Source organism: Chitinophaga caeni (assembly GCF_002557795.1).
Taxonomy (GTDB): Bacteria; Bacteroidota; Bacteroidia; order Chitinophagales; family Chitinophagaceae; genus Chitinophaga; species Chitinophaga caeni.
Map to the genome: position 1 here is coordinate 2,430,497 of NZ_CP023777.1, position 17,163 is coordinate 2,447,659.

The window sequence follows — 17,163 nt, forward strand, 5'->3', positions numbered from 1 at the left end:
AAAAGTGCTTTTTGGCACTTTTGGCCTTGTTCCCTTTGGGAACGTGTCTTTTCGAGATGGTCAATTATAGGGAAACTGCTACAAAAAGTGGATGACGTTCGAGCAAGGCTACAGACAAATGATGTTTTTTGGCAAAGAAGTCTTAAATTCCCTTTTTCTTACAAGTTAATTTAACTGCTAACTTCGAATATGTCTCTAAAAAAAGCCCAAACTAGCGAAAGAGTAAATTTTGGAAAGATCAAACAAGTTACTGAGACACCGGATCTGTTGGCTATCCAAATTCAATCTTTCAAGGATTTCTTCCAATTAGAAACCACACCAGACAAGCGGAACAACGAAGGACTGTTTAAGGTATTTAAAGAGAACTTCCCGATTACCGATACCCGCAATATCTTCAACCTGGAGTTCTTGGACTATTTCGTAGACCCCCCTCGCTATACCATCGATGAGTGTATCGAGAGAGGCCTTACGTACTCGGTTCCTTTAAAGGCGAAGTTACGCTTAAGCTGTAATGATGAAGAGCACGTTGATTTCCAAACCATCGTACAGGACGTTTTCCTCGGAAATATCCCGTACATGACCCCAAGGGGTACTTTCGTGATCAACGGTGCAGAACGTGTAGTTGTTTCCCAATTGCACAGGTCCCCTGGTGTATTCTTTGGACAATCCGTCCATCCTAACGGTACCAAGATCTACTCTGCTAGGGTGATCCCGTTCAAAGGTGCCTGGATGGAGTTTGCTACGGATATCAATAACGTGATGTATGCCTACATCGATCGTAAGAAAAAGTTCCCCGTAACGACCCTCTTACGAGCCATCGGCTACGAAACGGATAAGGATATCCTGACCTTGTTTGGCATGGCGGATGAAGTGAAGGCTGACCGTAAGACACTCGAAAAATACTATGGCAAAAAACTCGCCGCACGCGTTTTGCGTAGTTGGGTGGAAGACTTCGTTGATGAAGATACCGGTGAAGTGGTATCCATCGAACGTAACGAAGTAGTGCTGGAACGCGATAGCATCCTCGATGAAGAAAGTATCGAACTGATCCTCGAAATGGATGCGAAAACTGTTTTCCTCCAGAAAGAAGAGGTAAGCGGTGACTTCTCTATCATCTACAATACTTTAAATAAGGATACTTCTAACTCCGAGCTGGAAGCGGTACAACATATCTACCGCCAACTCCGAGGCGCCGATGCCCCGGATGATGAAACCGCTCGTGGTATTATCGATAAATTATTCTTCTCCGATAAACGTTATGACCTCGGGGAAGTGGGCCGTTACAAGATCAACCGCAAGTTGAACTTGGAAACCCCGCTCGAAAACAAGGTATTGACGAAAGATGATATCATTTCTATCATCAAGTACTTGGTACAATTAACGAATGGTAAAGCCGAGATCGATGATATCGATCACTTGAGCAACCGCCGTGTTCGTACCGTGGGTGAGCAGTTATATGCTCAATTCGGTGTGGGCCTGGCGCGTATGGCGCGTACCATCCGTGAAAGGATGAACGTTAGGGATAACGAGGTGTTTACACCGGTAGACCTGATCAACGCCAGGACATTGTCTTCCGTGATCAACTCTTTCTTCGGTACCTCCCAATTGTCCCAGTTCCTCGATCAAACAAACCCGTTGTCCGAGATTACGCACAAACGTCGTATCTCTGCCCTCGGTCCCGGTGGTTTAAGCCGCGAAAGAGCTGGTTTCGAGGTGCGTGACGTGCACTATTCTCACTACGGTCGCCTCTGTACGATTGAAACGCCGGAAGGACCGAACATCGGTTTGATCTCCACGCTTTGTGTTCACGCGAAAGTGAACGAGATGGGATTCATCGAAACGCCTTACCGTAAAGTGAAGGAAGGTATCGTGGCGATGGAAGATGTGGAATACCTGAGCGCTGAAGAGGAAGATACTTTGAAAATCGCGCAGGCTAACGCCCCGCTCGATGAAAAAGGTAATTTCGTAAATGATAAAGTGAAATCCCGCGAAACCGGTGATTTCCCGATCCTCGATAAAACAGACGTGGAATACATGGACGTTGCCCCGAACCAAATCGTGGGTCTGAGCGCTTCCCTGATTCCGTTCCTCGAACACGATGATGCCAACCGTGCCCTGATGGGATCAAACATGCAGCGTCAAGCTGTACCGTTGATCGCACCGCAAGTACCGATCGTAGGTACCGGCTTGGAAGGTAAAGCTGCCCGCGATTCCCGCTTGCAGATTACTTCCGAAGGAAAAGGTGTGGTTGAATTCGTTGATTCTAACGAGATCCATGTTCGCTACGATCGCGACGAGATGCAAAAGCTGGTAAGCTTCGAAGACGACCTGGTGATCTATAAACTCACCAAGTTCGTTAAAACGAACCAAAGCACTTGTATCAACCTCCGTCCTGCCGTAGCTAAAGGTCAACAGGTAGTGAAAGGCGACTTCTTAACGGAAGGTTATGCCACCCGCGCCGGTGAATTGGCCCTTGGTCGTAACCTGAAAGTGGCCTTCATGCCATGGAAAGGGTACAACTTCGAGGATGCGATCGTAATCTCTGAAAGGGTAGCCCGCGAAGACTGGTTTACTTCTATCCATATCGATGAATACGAATTGGAAGTACGTGATACCAAGTTGGGTGAAGAGGAATTAACCCCGGATATCCCGAACGTGAGCGAAGAGGCTACTAAAGACCTCGACCAAAACGGTATCATCCGTATCGGTGCCCACATTAAGGAAGGTGATATCCTGATCGGTAAGATTACGCCGCGTGGTGAATCCGATCCTTCTCCTGAAGAGAAATTATTGAGAGCCATCTTCGGTGATAAAGCTTCTGATGCGAAAGACGCTTCCTTGAAGGCACCCCCATCAACAGAAGGTGTGGTGATCGACAAGAAATTGTTCTCCCGCGCTAAGAAAGATAAAAACTCTAAGACACGCGAAAAAGCTGCCCTCGAAAAACTCGAGAAAATACACCAGAAGAACGAAGAAGATCTGCTGGAAGTATTGATGAGCAAATTGCTCGTGTTGTTGAAAGATAAAACCTCTCAAGGGGTAACCAATACCTTCGGTGAAGTGTTGATCTCGAAAGGATCTAAGTTCTCTCAAAAGAACTTGGTGAATATCGATTTCCAAAACGTAAACCCGTTGAATTGGACTACCGACGAGGTTACCAACGACCAGATCAACACCTTGTTGCACAACTACAGCATCAAGTACAACGAGGAATTGGGTCGTTACAAACGTGAGAAATTCAACATCTCTATCGGTGATGAATTACCTGCAGGTGTACTGAAATTGGCTAAAGTTTACCTCGCTAGCAAGCGTAAGCTGAAAGTGGGTGATAAAATGGCGGGCCGTCACGGTAACAAGGGTATCGTAGCCAAAATCGTTCGCGATGAGGATATGCCGTTCTTGTCTGATGGTTCCCCGGTTGATATCGTGTTGAACCCGCTAGGGGTGCCTTCACGTATGAACCTCGGCCAGATCTATGAAACCGTACTCGGTTGGGCAGGTAAAAAATTAGGTCTCCGCTTCGCTACACCGATCTTCGATGGTGCCAGCACTGAAGAGATTGCTAATTACATTGATGAGGCTGAATTGCCAAGCTTCGGTCATACTTACCTCTACGATGGTGAATCAGGTGAGCGCTTCGATCAGAAAGCTACCGTGGGTATCATCTACATGCTGAAACTGAGCCACATGGTTGACGATAAGATGCACGCGCGTTCTATCGGGCCATACAGCTTGATCACGCAACAACCGTTGGGTGGTAAGGCACAGTTCGGTGGTCAACGTTTCGGTGAGATGGAAGTATGGGCGCTGGAAGCATACGGTGCCGCCAACATCTTGCAAGAATTGCTCACGATCAAATCCGATGACATTGTGGGTCGTGCGAAAGCTTACGAATCTATCGTTAAAGGCGATAACATTCCGAAAGCAGGCGTACCGGAATCCTTCAATGTATTGATCCATGAATTACGTGGATTGGGCTTGGATTTGAAATTTGAATAGTATTAAAGACTTCCGGTGAAAGGTTCGAACCTTTTACCGGAAGCTCTATATAAGGTTCTCCCAGGGAAAAAATTTTAGTGCCAATAGCAAACAGCTAACGGTTCACAGCTAAAAGCTCACAAATGGCCATAAAAAAAGAAAATCGTCCTAGATCAAATTTTAACAGCATTACCATTAGCTTGGCGTCTCCTGATGCAATCTTGGAACGCTCTTATGGTGAAGTGTTAAAACCTGAAACCATCAACTACCGTACTTACAAGCCGGAACGTGATGGTTTATTCTGCGAAAGAATATTCGGTCCTGTAAAGGATTATGAATGCTATTGCGGTAAGTACAAACGTATCCGTTACAAGGGTATCGTCTGCGACCGCTGTGGTGTGGAAGTTACAGAGAAGAAAGTTCGCCGCGAAAGAATGGGACACATCCGTTTGGTAGTACCTGTTGTACATATCTGGTACTTCAAGTCTTTACCAAACAAAATCGGTTACCTGTTAGGAATGTCTTCCAAGAAATTGGAAACCATCATTTATTATGAAAGATACGTGGTGATCCAATCCGGTGTGAAACAAGAAAAAGGGCTGAATTACGCTGACTTGTTGACCGAAGAAGAATACCTCGATATCCTGGACACACTTCCGAAAGATAACCAGCTCTTACCGGATGAAGATCCAAATAAATTCATCGCGAAAATGGGTGCGGAAGCGGTTGAGATGATGTTGGCAAGAATCGATCTTGACGGCTTATCTTACCAATTACGTAACCAGGCTGCTACCGAAACTTCTCAACAACGTAAAGCGGAAGCTTTGAAACGTTTGAGCGTAGTGGAAGCATACCGCGAAGCTAATACCCGCGTAGAAAACCGTCCTGAATGGATGGTTATGCAATATATCCCGGTTGTTCCACCAGAATTGCGTCCACTGGTTCCACTAGATGGCGGCCGTTTCGCATCTTCTGATTTGAATGACCTTTACCGCCGTGTAATTATCCGTAACAACCGTCTGAAACGCTTGATCGAGATTAAAGCTCCCGAAGTAATCTTGCGTAATGAGAAAAGGATGTTGCAAGAAGCGGTAGACTCCCTGTTCGATAACTCCAGGAAATCGAACGCCGTGAAAGCGGAAGGTGGTCGCGCCCTCAAATCTTTGTCCGATGTACTGAAAGGTAAACAAGGCCGTTTCCGTCAAAACTTGTTAGGTAAACGTGTGGACTACTCCGGTCGTTCTGTAATCGTTGTAGGCCCAGAGTTGAAACTCCACGAATGTGGTTTGCCTAAAGATATGGCGGCGGAATTGTTCAAACCGTTCATCATCCGCAAATTGATCGAAAGAGGCATCGTGAAAACCGTGAAATCTGCCAAGAAATTGGTAGATCGCAAGGAAGCGGTAGTTTGGGATATCTTGGAAAACGTATTGAAAGGTCACCCGGTAATGTTAAACCGTGCTCCAACGTTGCACCGTTTATCTATCCAGGCTTTCCAACCACGTCTTATTGAAGGTAAAGCGATCCAATTGCACCCGTTAGTATGTTCCGCGTTCAACGCCGACTTCGATGGTGACCAAATGGCGGTACACGTTCCTTTGAGCAATGCCGCGATCTTGGAAGCACAATTGCTGATGCTTTCTTCTCACAATATCTTGAACCCTCAGAATGGTACACCAATTACACTTCCTTCACAGGACATGGTACTCGGCCTGTACTACATCTCCAAGGGAAGAAAATCTACCCCTGAAGAACCGGTAAAAGGGGAAGGCATGGCCTTCTATTCTGCCGAAGAGGTGATCATTGCTTACAATGAGCGCAGGGTAGAATTGCATGCTCACATCAGGGTTAAGACTTATGTGCGCAATGCAAAAGGTGAATTGGAATTCAAATTGATCGAAACCACGGTAGGCCGCGTATTGTTCAACCAATTCGTACCGAAAGAAGCAGGTTTCGTGAACGCGTTATTGACGAAGAAATCTTTGCGTGAAATCATCGGTGACATCATCAAGGCTACCGATATTCCGAAAACTGCGAAGTTCTTGGATGATATCAAGCAACTCGGTTTCCGTTCTGCATACCGCGGTGGTTTGTCCTTCAACATCAACGATTTGATCATCCCAGAGGTGAAACAAATGATGGTGGACAGCGCTTCCGGTGAAGTGGATGAAGTTTGGGACAACTACAACATGGGTCTGATCACCAACAACGAACGTTATAACCAAATCATCGATATCTGGTCCAGGGTGGATACCAAGGTTACTGAAACCTTGATCCGCGAATTGGCTTCGGACAAACAAGGGTTCAACTCCGTGTACATGATGTTGGATTCCGGTGCCCGTGGTTCTAAACAACAGATCAAACAGTTGGCAGGTTTGAGGGGATTGATGGCCAAACCGCGTAAGAGTGGTTCTACAGGCTCTGAGATCATTGAAAACCCGATCTTGTCTAACTTTAAAGATGGTTTGAATGTACAGGATTACTTCATCTCTACCCACGGTGCCCGTAAGGGTCTTGCGGATACAGCCTTGAAAACGGCTGATGCCGGTTACCTGACTCGTAGGTTGGTAGACGTGGCGCAAGATGTGGTAATCAACGAGGAAGATTGTGGTACTTTACGTGGTATCGCTATCTCCGCATTGAAAGATAATGAAGAAGTAGTTGAACCGTTATACGACCGTATCTTGGGACGTACTTCTCTGCATGATGTATTTGACCCCGTTTCCGAGGAATTATACGTTGCTGCCGGTGAACAAATTACCGAAGATGTAGCAAAACGCATTGAAGAAAGTTCTATCGATACCGTTGAAATCCGTTCCGTACTTACCTGCGAAAGCCGTAGGGGTGTGTGCGTGAAATGTTACGGTAAAAATCTGGCCACAGGCTACACCACTCAAAGAGGTGATGCCGTTGGTATCATCGCGGCGCAGTCCATCGGTGAGCCGGGTACCCAGTTAACACTCCGTACCTTCCACGTGGGTGGTGTTGCGGGCTCCGCTTCGGTTGAGTCTACGCTGACTGCCAAGTTCGACGGTACCATCCAGTTCGATGGTTTGAGAACAACTACTTTCGAAAATAACGATGGTAATAAAGTTCAGGTGGTTATCGGTCGTACCGGTGAGGTGCGTATCATGGATGTTAAGAATGATCGCTTGTTGATCACCAATAACGTTCCATACGGTTCTACCCTGGTAGTGAAAGATGGTCAGAAAGTTGCGAAAGGTGATGTGATCTGTACTTGGGATCCGTTCAACGCCGTTATCGTTTCTGAAATTCCGGGTAAAGTTCGTTTCGACAGCATCATCGAAGGTATCACCTTCCGTGAAGAAGCCGATGAACAAACCGGTCACCGTGAGAAAGTGGTTATCGAAACAAAAGATAAGAACAAGATCCCGTCTATTTACGTAGATGGTGATAAGGACGTGAAACCTTACAACTTACCTGTAGGTTCCCATATCGTGATCGACGAAGGTGAGAGCGTAAGAGCAGGACAGGTGTTGGTGAAAATCCCGCGTGTTCTTGGTAAGTTGAGAGATATCACGGGTGGTCTTCCTAGGGTAACAGAATTGTTCGAGGCTAGGAACCCATCTAACCCTGCAATCGTATCTGAAATAGATGGTGTGGTTGCCTTCGGTAATATCAAACGTGGTAACCGCGAAATCATCATCGAAAGCCGCGAAAGTCAAATCAAGAAATACTTGGTGCCATTAACCCGCCACATCCTGGTGCAAGATGGTGACTTCGTGAAAGCTGGTACAGCGCTTTCAGATGGTTCTATTACACCGGCAGATATCTTGTCAATTAAAGGTCCATTCGCCGTACAAGAATACTTGGTGAACGAGATCCAAGAGGTTTACCGTTTACAAGGTGTGAAAATCAATGATAAACACATCGAGGTAATCGTGCGTCAAATGATGCGTAAAGTAACCATCGAAGATCCGGGAGATACAAGGTTCTTGGAAGGAGATACCGTGGATAAATTCGAGTTCTTCGAAGAAAACGATTCCATCTTTGATAAGAAAGTGGTTACCGAAGCCGGTGAGTCCGCTACTTTGAAAGCTGGCCAGATCGTTACCTTGCGCCAAGTTCGTGAAGAGAATTCATTACTCCGTCGTTCCGATAAGAAACTGGTGGAATTCCGAGATGCAAATGCCGCAACATCAAGTCCGTTGTTGTTGGGTATCACCAAGGCTTCCCTCGGTACGCATAGCTGGATATCCGCAGCTTCCTTCCAGGAAACAACGAAAGTATTGTCTTCTGCCGCGATCAACGGTAAAACTGATGACATGCTCGGCTTGAAAGAAAACGTAATCACGGGTCACCTCATCCCTGCAGGTACCGGTTTACGCGAGTTCGAAAACATGATCGTTGGTTCTAAAGAAGAATACGATATCCTTTCTGCTTCGAAAGAGGTATTCCAATTCGATGAAGAAGAATAATGATTTAAATCGTTACGGCATAGAGCCGAGGCATGCCTTGGCTCTACCGGTAACGGAACATAAAAATAAAAAGGTCGCAATCCCGTTGCGACCTTTTTATTTCCATTTATTGCTTGCAAATCCCGCTTTAACATTACCCTAACATAAATCCTTGTTATATAACTCAAAAAAATCTAAAAAACTATTGCTACTACTAAGGAAATTATACTAAAAACCTTATTTTAGCTGCCAATAATTGACAATTCAGGAGTTTAAATCTACCTATCGACATTATGTATACTACAAAACAATTTGTGAAAAACGGGTTTTTGATGGCCGTTGCTGCTGCGACATTCATGGCTTGCGGACAAAGTAATCAATCTACTTCCAATCCTAGCACCACTAAAGATAGTGGCGCCGTGGCAATGAAAGGTTTGAACATTGCTTATGTTGATTTAGATTCCTTGGAAGCTCATTACGAATATTTCAAGGTGAAAAAAGCAGAACTTGAAAAACGCCAGATCTCGATCGATAATGAATTGAAAGCAGATGCCAGGGCTTTGCAAAATAGGTTAAATAGCTTGCAACAAAGAGCTAATACCTTGACCCAGGCAGAGGGAGAAGCGATTCAGCGTGATCTGATGCAACAACAACAAGCATTGGAAGAAAAGCGTAATAAACTTTCCCAGCAATACATGCAAGTTGAAGCTACCTTCAATGATGAATTGCGTAGAAAATTGGATGATTTCCTGGGTAAATTCAACGCTGATAAGAGATATGGATACATTTTCTCTTACCGTGATGGCGGCTCCAATATCTTGTATAAAGATCCGGCATTCGATATTACGGCTGAAGTGATCGAAGGTTTGAACGCTGAGAACGAACAAAACAAAGACAAAAAATAATTTAGGGTTGCATGCCCATGAAATAATAACTATTTTAAATCCCGGTTCATGAAATTCATCAACCGGGATTTTTTTTACCGCGATTAATATCAACCAACTTTACAACATTTCGCATGTCTGCTATCAACCAAAAACAGCAATTTAAACCCAGCCTAGGACTACTCGATGCCACCATGCTCGTGGCCGGTTCGATGATCGGTTCGGGTATCTTTATAGTTTCTGCGGAAATATCTTACAGCCTGGGTTCAGCGGGTTGGCTGACTGCCATGTGGGTCCTGGCCGGCCTGGTAACCATTATTGCCGCTATGAGTTACGGGGAACTTTCCGGTATGTACCCGAAAGCTGGTGGGCAGTATGTTTACCTCCGGGAAGCATATAATCCTTTTATCGCTTTCCTTTTCGGCTGGACACAATTCGGCGTAATTCAAACCGGGACGATTGCCGCAGTTGCCATGGCATTTGCAAAATATACCGATTACGTGTTCCCGGTACTCGGGGAATCACGAGTCGTGTTGCCTTTAGGTTTTATAGATATCACCATGGGACAGATCGTTGCGATCGCATCGGTCGTGTTATTAACTTATATTAATACGAAAGGGGTGAAGCACGGAAAAATTTTACAAACCGTGTTTACATTAGCCAAATTATTGTCGCTGTTCGGTTTAATTATTTTCGGCTTCCTGCTGGGAGCGAAGGCCGAAATCTGGAATGCTAACTGGGCCAATGCCTGGACTCCGGCACATCTAACAAAAGACAGTGCAGGGAATATCCTCAGTACAGGTTTAAGTGGCATCGCGTTGCTCGGTGCAATCGCGGTATCCATGAAAGGATCTTTATTCTCAAGCGATGCTTGGAATAATGTGACCTTCATCGCGGCAGAAATTAAAAATCCGCAAAAGAATATTGGTCGTTCATTATTCTTGGGAACCTTTATAGTGACATCCGTTTATGTATTAACTAACCTGATGTATTTGTCGGTGTTACCGTTTAATGATATCGCATTTGCACCGAATGAAAGGGTAGGGGTTGCCGCCGCCGAAGCCATATTCGGTGCCGCAGGTTCGATTGCTATTGCCGTGATGATCATGGTATCTACATTCGGATGTAATAACGGTTTGATCTTGTCCGGTGCAAGAATGTATTATACGATGGCTGAAGATGGCGTATTTATCCGTAAAGCTGCTATCCTGAATAAGAATGATGTACCGGCGAACGGTTTGTGGTTGCAATGTTTATGGGCATCTATATTGTGTTTAAGCGGTAGTTATAATAAGTTGCTGGCACTCGTAATTTTCGGGGTACTGTTATTCTATGTATTGACAATTATCGGGATTTTCAGGTTGAGGAAAACACAACCGGATGTTCCCCGTCCTTACAAGGCATTCGGCTACCCGGTGTTACCGGCTATTTATGTTGCAGTAGCATCCGGTTTGGCATTGTTACTGTTGTATACGGAAACTACCTACGCATTATTTGGTTTGGGAATTATCTTGATCGGTATCCCGATTTACTATCTCGCGAGATCCGCTAACAAGAAAACTGTTTAAAATAAAAATTCGGTAAAACGAATCCTGTTTCAATCAAGTAAACGGCAGTGCATTTATGTATTGCCGTTTTTGTTTTATGTGAATAATTGTGATATAAACTGTTAGAGAAACAGCCAATTAAAATGCGTGTATAATTATTATAATAAAATTTTTTATAATAGATTTTTTGTTCTATTTTTAGGTGAAGGAAATTTAAGACTGCGGTCTATATTGCAGTAAAGAGTATTAAATTGCAAATAACCTCAGGACAGTGAGAATTAAAGTCAAGATCTGTATTTATTGAAAGCTAACTTTATACAAAATTTTAACCCGGTCGACTTTAAAACGATGTACCATTTTTTGTTTACCATTTAGAATAGCTTCTATTAGATACTTTACATTTTATAAAAATATTACCAACATTGTTCTGATGGCCGTTAGCCCGGTGCTATGTTAGTAAGGCATGGAGCAAATCAAGAACCGATCTATCAAAATATTGCTAATAAAACGGGTGTTTTATTAGCTGAAGTATTGCATTCTCGAACATTCACATGATTTTATGCACGGCACATTGTCTCTACAATGTGCCTATTTTTATGCCCGGCTTCAGTGGGCCACCCGGCCATGCTAAAAATCTTGGAGGGAATTTAGCAGCGGATTTTTATTTTATCAGATTAGAAATTTACTTTTGTCGCATGTTTACAGAATTGTGTACCAAAGTATTTAATCAAGCTATAACGGATTTTCATTTGCATAATGACGTGCACCGCGGCATAGAAAACCCTTATAATAAAGCTGACATTGAACATCTTTTATATCTAAAAAATTGGATTGATACGGTTCAATGGCACCTGGAAGATATTATCCGTGATCCGAATATCGACCCGGTAGCAGCGTTGAAATTGAAGCGTTGGATCGATAAATCTAACCAGGAGCGTACCGATGTGGTAGAATATATCGATAGTTATTTCCTGGAAAAATTTAAGGATGTGAACGTATTGCCATCGGCTACGATCAACACGGAGAGCCCTGCTTGGGCAATTGATCGTTTGTCTATCCTTGCCTTGAAAATTTACCATATGCGTGAAGAGGCGACACGGCAAGATGCCAGTGAAGAGCATAGGGCCGTTTGCCAATCCAAGCTGGATATCCTGTTAACACAGCAAGTAGACCTATCCACGGCTATAGAGAGTTTATTGCAGGATATCGAGGGGGGCAGGAAGTACATGAAAGTGTACAAGCAAATGAAGATGTATAATGACCCCAGCTTGAACCCGGTACTTTACGCGAACAAGAAATGAGCAAATTACGAACCATATTAGCGACCCGCTTTTCAGCGATGGGTGATGTGGCGATGTGCATTCCCGTGATACGTTCCGTATTGGCAGCAAACCCCGGTTTGCAGATCGTTTTCGTCACTAATAAAAAGTGGGGAGCGCTGTGTGAAGATGTCCCGGGCCTCGTGTTTTTCCCTGCCGATGTAAAAGGGGCGCATAAAGGCGTTCCCGGTTTGTACAAGCTATCCAGGGAAATCAGGAAAAGTTATAAGATCGATGCCTTAGCAGATCTTCACCAGGTATTGCGTTCCCAGGTTTTACGTACGTTTTTTAAGTTGGCGGGGACAAAAGTTGCCGTAATTGATAAAGGCCGTGCAGAAAAGAAAGCGTTGACCCGCCGCGAAAACAAGGAATTGAAACCTTTGCAAAGCACCGTAGATCGTTATGCAAGCGTATTTCGAGAGCTGGGTTTGCAATTTGATCTACTACCAATCGAAAGGCAGCAGAAAACATTGCAACCGGGTACCTTACAATTGACGGGGGAGAAGCGAACCGATACCTGGATAGGAATAGCGCCGTTTGCAGCGCACCGGGAAAAAATGTATCCCCTGGATAATATGAAGGAAGTCATTCAACATTATGCAGCGCAACCAGGTGTTAAAGTATTGCTTTTTGGGGGTGGAGAGGCCGAAATTCGGGCTTTAAACGAATTGGAAGTAAAATATCCGTCAGTAGTCTCATTAGCCGGGAAAATTGGCTTAAATGAAGAATTAGACGTGATATCCAATCTCGATGTTATGTTGAGTATGGATTCGGCCAATATGCACCTGGCATCCTTATTCGCGGTGCCGGTGGTGAGCATTTGGGGTGCAACGCACCCTTACGCGGGATTCATGGGCTATGGCCAGGAAATGATGAATGCCGTGCAGGTTGATCTTTCGTGCCGGCCTTGCTCGGTTTTCGGTAATAAAACTTGTTTCCGTGGAGATTGGGCATGTATGGAGCAGATATTGCCCCCGATGATAACGCATAAAGTGGATAATGTGATAAAAAAATAAATCTTTAAAAGACTTATTTGTATCCTGTTTCGACAAAAAAAATGATTGAAAATCAAAAAAATATTTTGCAGAAATAAAAAAAGTTCTACTTTTGCCATCCCAAACGAAATGCTTGCCCGATAGTATAATGGTAGTACGACAGATTTTGGTTCTGTTTGTCTTGGTTCGAATCCAGGTCGGGCAACAATAACAAGTTTAGTTGCTAGGCTCAGTTAAGTTCTTAAATACAAGCATTTCGATTGCCCGATAGTATAATGGTAGTACGACAGATTTTGGTTCTGTTTGTCTTGGTTCGAATCCAGGTCGGGCAACATAAAAAGTTATAATATGAAAGGATAGGATGTTGGTCTTATCCTTTTTTGTTTTCTTATTAATTAGTAAGTTAAATTCACTCCTAACTTCAAGCCCGGATAACCAAATTCTTGTATCGGAAAATTTGTCGTTTTGCCTGAATTCCCGGATCGATATTGCTGCGGGAATGTATAATTTATCGTATAGTTTTCGAATCATACCAAGGCTTAACTCTCTTTTGCCGGATAGTATTTCCGGTTTTCGGGAACGGTAACCCAATAATTGTGAAAGCCCGGTTTCAGGCATGTTTAGCTCTCCAATCTGAACTTTATACCCAGGCAATAAATATGATTTTTAATCATTGTTATCCGGCTAATATTGCTTTAAATTTACTTGAATTCCTTACCAGGTCAAGGAAATAAGCGAAGGATGATATATTCAGCCCCACCAGGAAACCATGGAACTTCGCACCGTTGATAGGGAACGGTAGCTTGCCGATACACTTGTACAAAAGCTCGATCGCGCGATCAAATTGGCGGCCGTGATGGCCAATTTGTGCCATTTTTGGTACTCGTTTTGGGGCAAGCAAAAAAGTACAAGAAACGAGCAGGTGGACATTGAATCGAACTTTTAAGGGATACGATAATTTTTCATTGAAAATCGATATTCAATTTCCAACATCGGTGATCAATCAAAAGCTATTTTCAAGCAATGTTTAATTTTTTTAATTCGGAAAACAAAGTACACCATGTAACATATTCCCTTCCCCCACCGTTCTAAGATTTGGAGAATACCGCGCTAAAATGTAGGTTTGCGCCTGCAACCGGGTTACATCTGTCGATGTATGAAAAGGGAATCCAGTGGAAACCTGGAGCTATCCCCGTAGCTGTAAACTTGATAAAATTACTTGGCTTTCCCCTGCCACTGTACTTCATTACGGGAAGGCTGCCAAGTACAAGTAAGCCAGAAGACCTGCCCGTTTGTATTGCCATCCTTCTTTCGGGCGAAAAGATGAGCTGGATCGAAGAGTATAAACTTAAAATAGATACAAACACACCCACATGAAGAAAAATTTAATAGGTTGGTTAGCTTTAGCTGCCATTCTTGTTGTTGCTTGTAATAAAAATAATGATGATCCTACGATCCGCCCGTTCGTTACCACGGAATTTAGCATGGATACGATAGATGTCGGCCAGTCGGTTGACCTGAAGCCTACCGTGGAAATGAAAGATGGCGCGAGTTTTCAGTGGAAGGTGGATAACGAGGAAGTTAGTAAAGATACCGCTTATACCTACACTGCTTCCAGCCGCGGTAACCATAGGGTTGTGTTTACGGCTAGCAATGCCGCCGGAAAAGATTCCGGGGTATATCAAATTTTCTCTCCTGGTGAATATGACCTCGGTTTTAGCCTGATTACCGAAGGCTGGTTTGGTCATGGTACCGGCAATGTTTTATTTTATAGTTACCTGCGCGATGAGTTGACTGACAGTGTGTTTATCAAGGAAAACCCCGGTAAAGCCCTTGGCGAAATCGGTAATACCTTGCAATATGGAACGGTTAGTTTCGATAAGATGTACCTCGTGGTAAAAGCAGGTGGACCATTGGTTAAAGTTGATCCTTACACAATGAAAGAGCTCGGTAGAATCGATAATTTACCCGGTGATTTCGGGACTTCTTTCCTCGGTTTGGATACCGAGAGGGGATTACTTGGTACGAACGATGGTGTTTACGTGGTCAATCTCTCTACCATGACAATCGATGGTACCAAGGTGCCTAACATTACGGGGCCTGTAGGAAACATGTTACAATACGGGGACCGTGTTTTCGCATTGACCCGCGATAGCGGTATCGTGGTTTTCCGCTCTACGAATTATAGCACTATTAAAAAATTAGGACAGGCAGATTTCGGTTTCGCTGCCGCTAAAGATGGTTTGATATACGCTGCCAAGGACAATAAATTATGGGGGATGAACCCGAATAACTTGGCCGCGGATACGATTACTTTACCATTTACTACTACCTCGCCTTGGGGTGCATGGAGAAGTGTGCCGATGACAACATCCAGCAAAGACAATTCCGTTTATATCGCACCCCCGGACGGATGGGCCGGCGGCGCCAAGATATATCGCTACCTGAAAGGAAATGCTTCCAGCGTTAGCGAACCTTTCTTCACGTTACCGGGAGGAGAATATTTTTACGGAGCAGCGATTGCTTACAATGCATGGAAAAATGAAATCGTGGCAACGGCAACCAACAGTTCTTACGGAGGGAATGTGAATTACCTGTATTTCATCAACGCAACCTCCGGCGCCGTGAATAAAAAGATTACGTTTAATGGCTATCATTTCCCTGCCATGTTATTGATGTATTAGCCTTGACTATAAATTTTCTAATAGTTTATATTACAATGGAGCTTCGTTATGAAGCTCCATTTTTTTGATACTTATCGAAAGCTTGTTTGGCAAGAATATTGACAACTATAAGTGTGATTATTTGTTATAAATAATAAATGAAACACGCTCGTCCATATGAAGAAGAATTTGGTTTTTATCTTGAATGGGGTTGTCAAAAATGCCTATGCGAAGGAGAAAGTATTGCAATTGATCCCGAACCGTAAATTAACTTCTGCAAATCCTGTTGTACTTTGGCAACATGTAATGCCGACGGAAATTAAGCAGTCTTCAGATGCGAAAATTGTAGAGCCGCATCCTCACCGCGGTTTTGCAACGGTAACATTTATGCTGCAAGGAGAAGGGTATCATTATGATAACGCGGGGCATGAAACCATATTGAAACCGGGCGATGTTCAATATTTATTTGCAGGTAGCGGAATCTTGCATTGTGAAAATCCTTCGGCACGGTTCGCCGGCTTAGGTGGAACTTACGAGTTATTGCAACTCTGGTTGAATGTTCCTGCCAAGTTCAAGATGGATCAACCGGTGTATCAAAGCGCTGTAAAGGTAGCCATCCCTGTTATCGTGGATGAATTGGGTGTGAATCTACGGTTGCCGATCGGGCATTACAAGGGGGCGAAAGGCCCGATAGAAACCAAGCAACCTATTATTGCCATTACCGGGGAGATCCATAATAATCACGATGTTTGTTTAGAAGTACCTGCCGGGAATTGGGCCTTGTTATATGTTGCCAACGGTTCCGTTACTTTAAATGATGATGAGGATAACCCCGTCCATGAGCATCAACTCGCCGTATTGGATAAAGAACGCGAAGAACTCAAAATAACGGCAAACGGGAATGCGCAAATCCTGTTCCTTTCTGCACCGCCATTAGATGAACCCCTGGTTATTAAGGACAATTTCGTCATGAATACGAAAGAAGAAATTGATCAAGCCATGGCAGATGTTGCTGCGGGGAAATTCGGTGAGATATAAAATTCTCTTGCTATTTTTTACAAATGTGTTGAATTATCGTCCCGGTATGTACATTTGCTCCATGCAAGCTTTTTCAGTTTCTATTGATTACAAGGGTGTTTCCCAACAATATTATATTGAACCTAAACAACTGGGTTATGTTATACAATTACATGTTGATATAATGGATCAGCATTTTCATTTCGAAGTAGATGACGAGGGGAATTGGCGTGTTATTGCGGCCGATCCTGCCGGGGCGCAGCAGGTTCCCGCCGGGTTGTTGCAATCTATAGCGGACGCGATAGACCTTCATTTGCAAAAATTCAACTCCTGGTAAGAACT

The 17,163-nt window shown here is 43.9% G+C and carries 10 protein-coding genes, 2 tRNA genes and 1 riboswitch; of the genes, 11 read left to right on the top strand and 1 reads right to left on the bottom strand.

Annotation, left to right across the window (positions count from 1 at the left end; genetic code table 11):
- The first annotated feature begins 189 nt into the window (after positions 1 to 189).
- From rpoB to COR50_RS10415, 8 genes are all read left to right on the top strand, one after another.
- Positions 190 to 3,999 carry a DNA-directed RNA polymerase subunit beta gene (gene rpoB, locus COR50_RS10380; protein WP_098193919.1) on the top strand — a complete coding sequence of 1,270 codons (3,810 nt, stop codon included), beginning with the start codon at positions 190 to 192 and terminating at the stop codon, positions 3,997 to 3,999.
- Positions 4,000 to 4,121: 122 nt separating this feature from the next.
- Positions 4,122 to 8,417, top strand: a complete 4,296-nt coding sequence (gene rpoC / locus COR50_RS10385; protein WP_098193920.1) for a DNA-directed RNA polymerase subunit beta' — start codon at positions 4,122 to 4,124, stop codon at positions 8,415 to 8,417.
- Between the two features lie 272 nt (positions 8,418 to 8,689).
- Entirely contained in the window at positions 8,690 to 9,301 is a 612-nt protein-coding gene (locus COR50_RS10390; RefSeq protein ID WP_098193921.1) for an OmpH family outer membrane protein, read from the top strand.
- A gap of 113 nt (positions 9,302 to 9,414) precedes the next feature.
- Positions 9,415 to 10,848, top strand: a complete 1,434-nt coding sequence (locus tag COR50_RS10395; protein WP_098193922.1) for an APC family permease — start codon at positions 9,415 to 9,417, stop codon at positions 10,846 to 10,848.
- A 674-nt stretch (positions 10,849 to 11,522) separates the two neighbouring features.
- Entirely contained in the window at positions 11,523 to 12,128 is a 606-nt protein-coding gene (locus COR50_RS10400; RefSeq protein WP_098196180.1) for a DUF4254 domain-containing protein, read from the top strand.
- Entirely contained in the window at positions 12,125 to 13,162 is a 1,038-nt protein-coding gene (locus COR50_RS10405; protein WP_098193923.1) for a glycosyltransferase family 9 protein, read from the top strand. The genes COR50_RS10400 and COR50_RS10405 overlap by 4 nt, the downstream gene beginning before the upstream one ends.
- Positions 13,163 to 13,275: 113 nt before the next feature.
- Positions 13,276 to 13,346 (top strand) — tRNA-Gln (locus COR50_RS10410).
- A gap of 56 nt (positions 13,347 to 13,402) precedes the next feature.
- A tRNA-Gln gene (locus tag COR50_RS10415) sits at positions 13,403 to 13,473 on the top strand.
- 344 nt (positions 13,474 to 13,817) lie between these two features.
- Here the strand turns inward: COR50_RS10415 and COR50_RS10420 are convergent.
- Positions 13,818 to 14,015, bottom strand: coding sequence for a hypothetical protein (locus COR50_RS10420; RefSeq protein ID WP_098193924.1), 198 nt, complete (start codon positions 14,013 to 14,015; stop codon positions 13,818 to 13,820).
- A 246-nt stretch (positions 14,016 to 14,261) separates the two neighbouring features.
- Positions 14,262 to 14,447, top strand: a riboswitch (cobalamin riboswitch).
- Positions 14,448 to 14,514: 67 nt separating this feature from the next.
- Between COR50_RS10420 and COR50_RS10425 the strand changes: the two genes are divergently transcribed.
- The 3 genes from COR50_RS10425 (at position 14,515) to COR50_RS10435 (ending at position 17,158) form a co-directional block, all read left to right on the top strand.
- Positions 14,515 to 15,825, top strand: a complete 1,311-nt coding sequence (locus COR50_RS10425; protein ID WP_098193925.1) for a DUF5074 domain-containing protein — start codon at positions 14,515 to 14,517, stop codon at positions 15,823 to 15,825.
- Between the two features lie 156 nt (positions 15,826 to 15,981).
- On the top strand, positions 15,982 to 16,842 hold the full coding sequence (locus tag COR50_RS10430) for a pirin family protein (RefSeq protein WP_098193926.1): 861 nt from the start codon (positions 15,982 to 15,984) through the stop codon (positions 16,840 to 16,842).
- A gap of 61 nt (positions 16,843 to 16,903) precedes the next feature.
- Entirely contained in the window at positions 16,904 to 17,158 is a 255-nt protein-coding gene (locus tag COR50_RS10435) for a hypothetical protein (RefSeq protein WP_157760741.1), read from the top strand.
- The last annotated feature ends 5 nt before the right edge of the window (positions 17,159 to 17,163 follow it).

Bases quoted from the DNA above. Each gene is read 5' to 3' on its own strand.
- COR50_RS10420 (WP_098193924.1), bottom strand. From the start codon at position 14,015: ATGGCACAAATTGGCCATCACGGCCGCCAATTTGATCGCGCGATCGAG.
- rpoB (WP_098193919.1), top strand. From the start codon at position 190: ATGTCTCTAAAAAAAGCCCAAACTAGCGAAAGAGTAAATTTTGGAAAG.
- COR50_RS10395 (WP_098193922.1), top strand. From the start codon at position 9,415: ATGTCTGCTATCAACCAAAAACAGCAATTTAAACCCAGCCTAGGACTA.
- COR50_RS10405 (WP_098193923.1), top strand. From the start codon at position 12,125: ATGAGCAAATTACGAACCATATTAGCGACCCGCTTTTCAGCGATGGGT.
- COR50_RS10430 (WP_098193926.1), top strand. From the start codon at position 15,982: ATGAAGAAGAATTTGGTTTTTATCTTGAATGGGGTTGTCAAAAATGCC.
- COR50_RS10400 (WP_098196180.1), top strand. From the start codon at position 11,523: ATGTTTACAGAATTGTGTACCAAAGTATTTAATCAAGCTATAACGGAT.
- COR50_RS10425 (WP_098193925.1), top strand. From the start codon at position 14,515: ATGAAGAAAAATTTAATAGGTTGGTTAGCTTTAGCTGCCATTCTTGTT.
- COR50_RS10390 (WP_098193921.1), top strand. From the start codon at position 8,690: ATGTATACTACAAAACAATTTGTGAAAAACGGGTTTTTGATGGCCGTT.
- rpoC (WP_098193920.1), top strand. From the start codon at position 4,122: ATGGCCATAAAAAAAGAAAATCGTCCTAGATCAAATTTTAACAGCATT.
- COR50_RS10435 (WP_157760741.1), top strand. From the start codon at position 16,904: ATGCAAGCTTTTTCAGTTTCTATTGATTACAAGGGTGTTTCCCAACAA.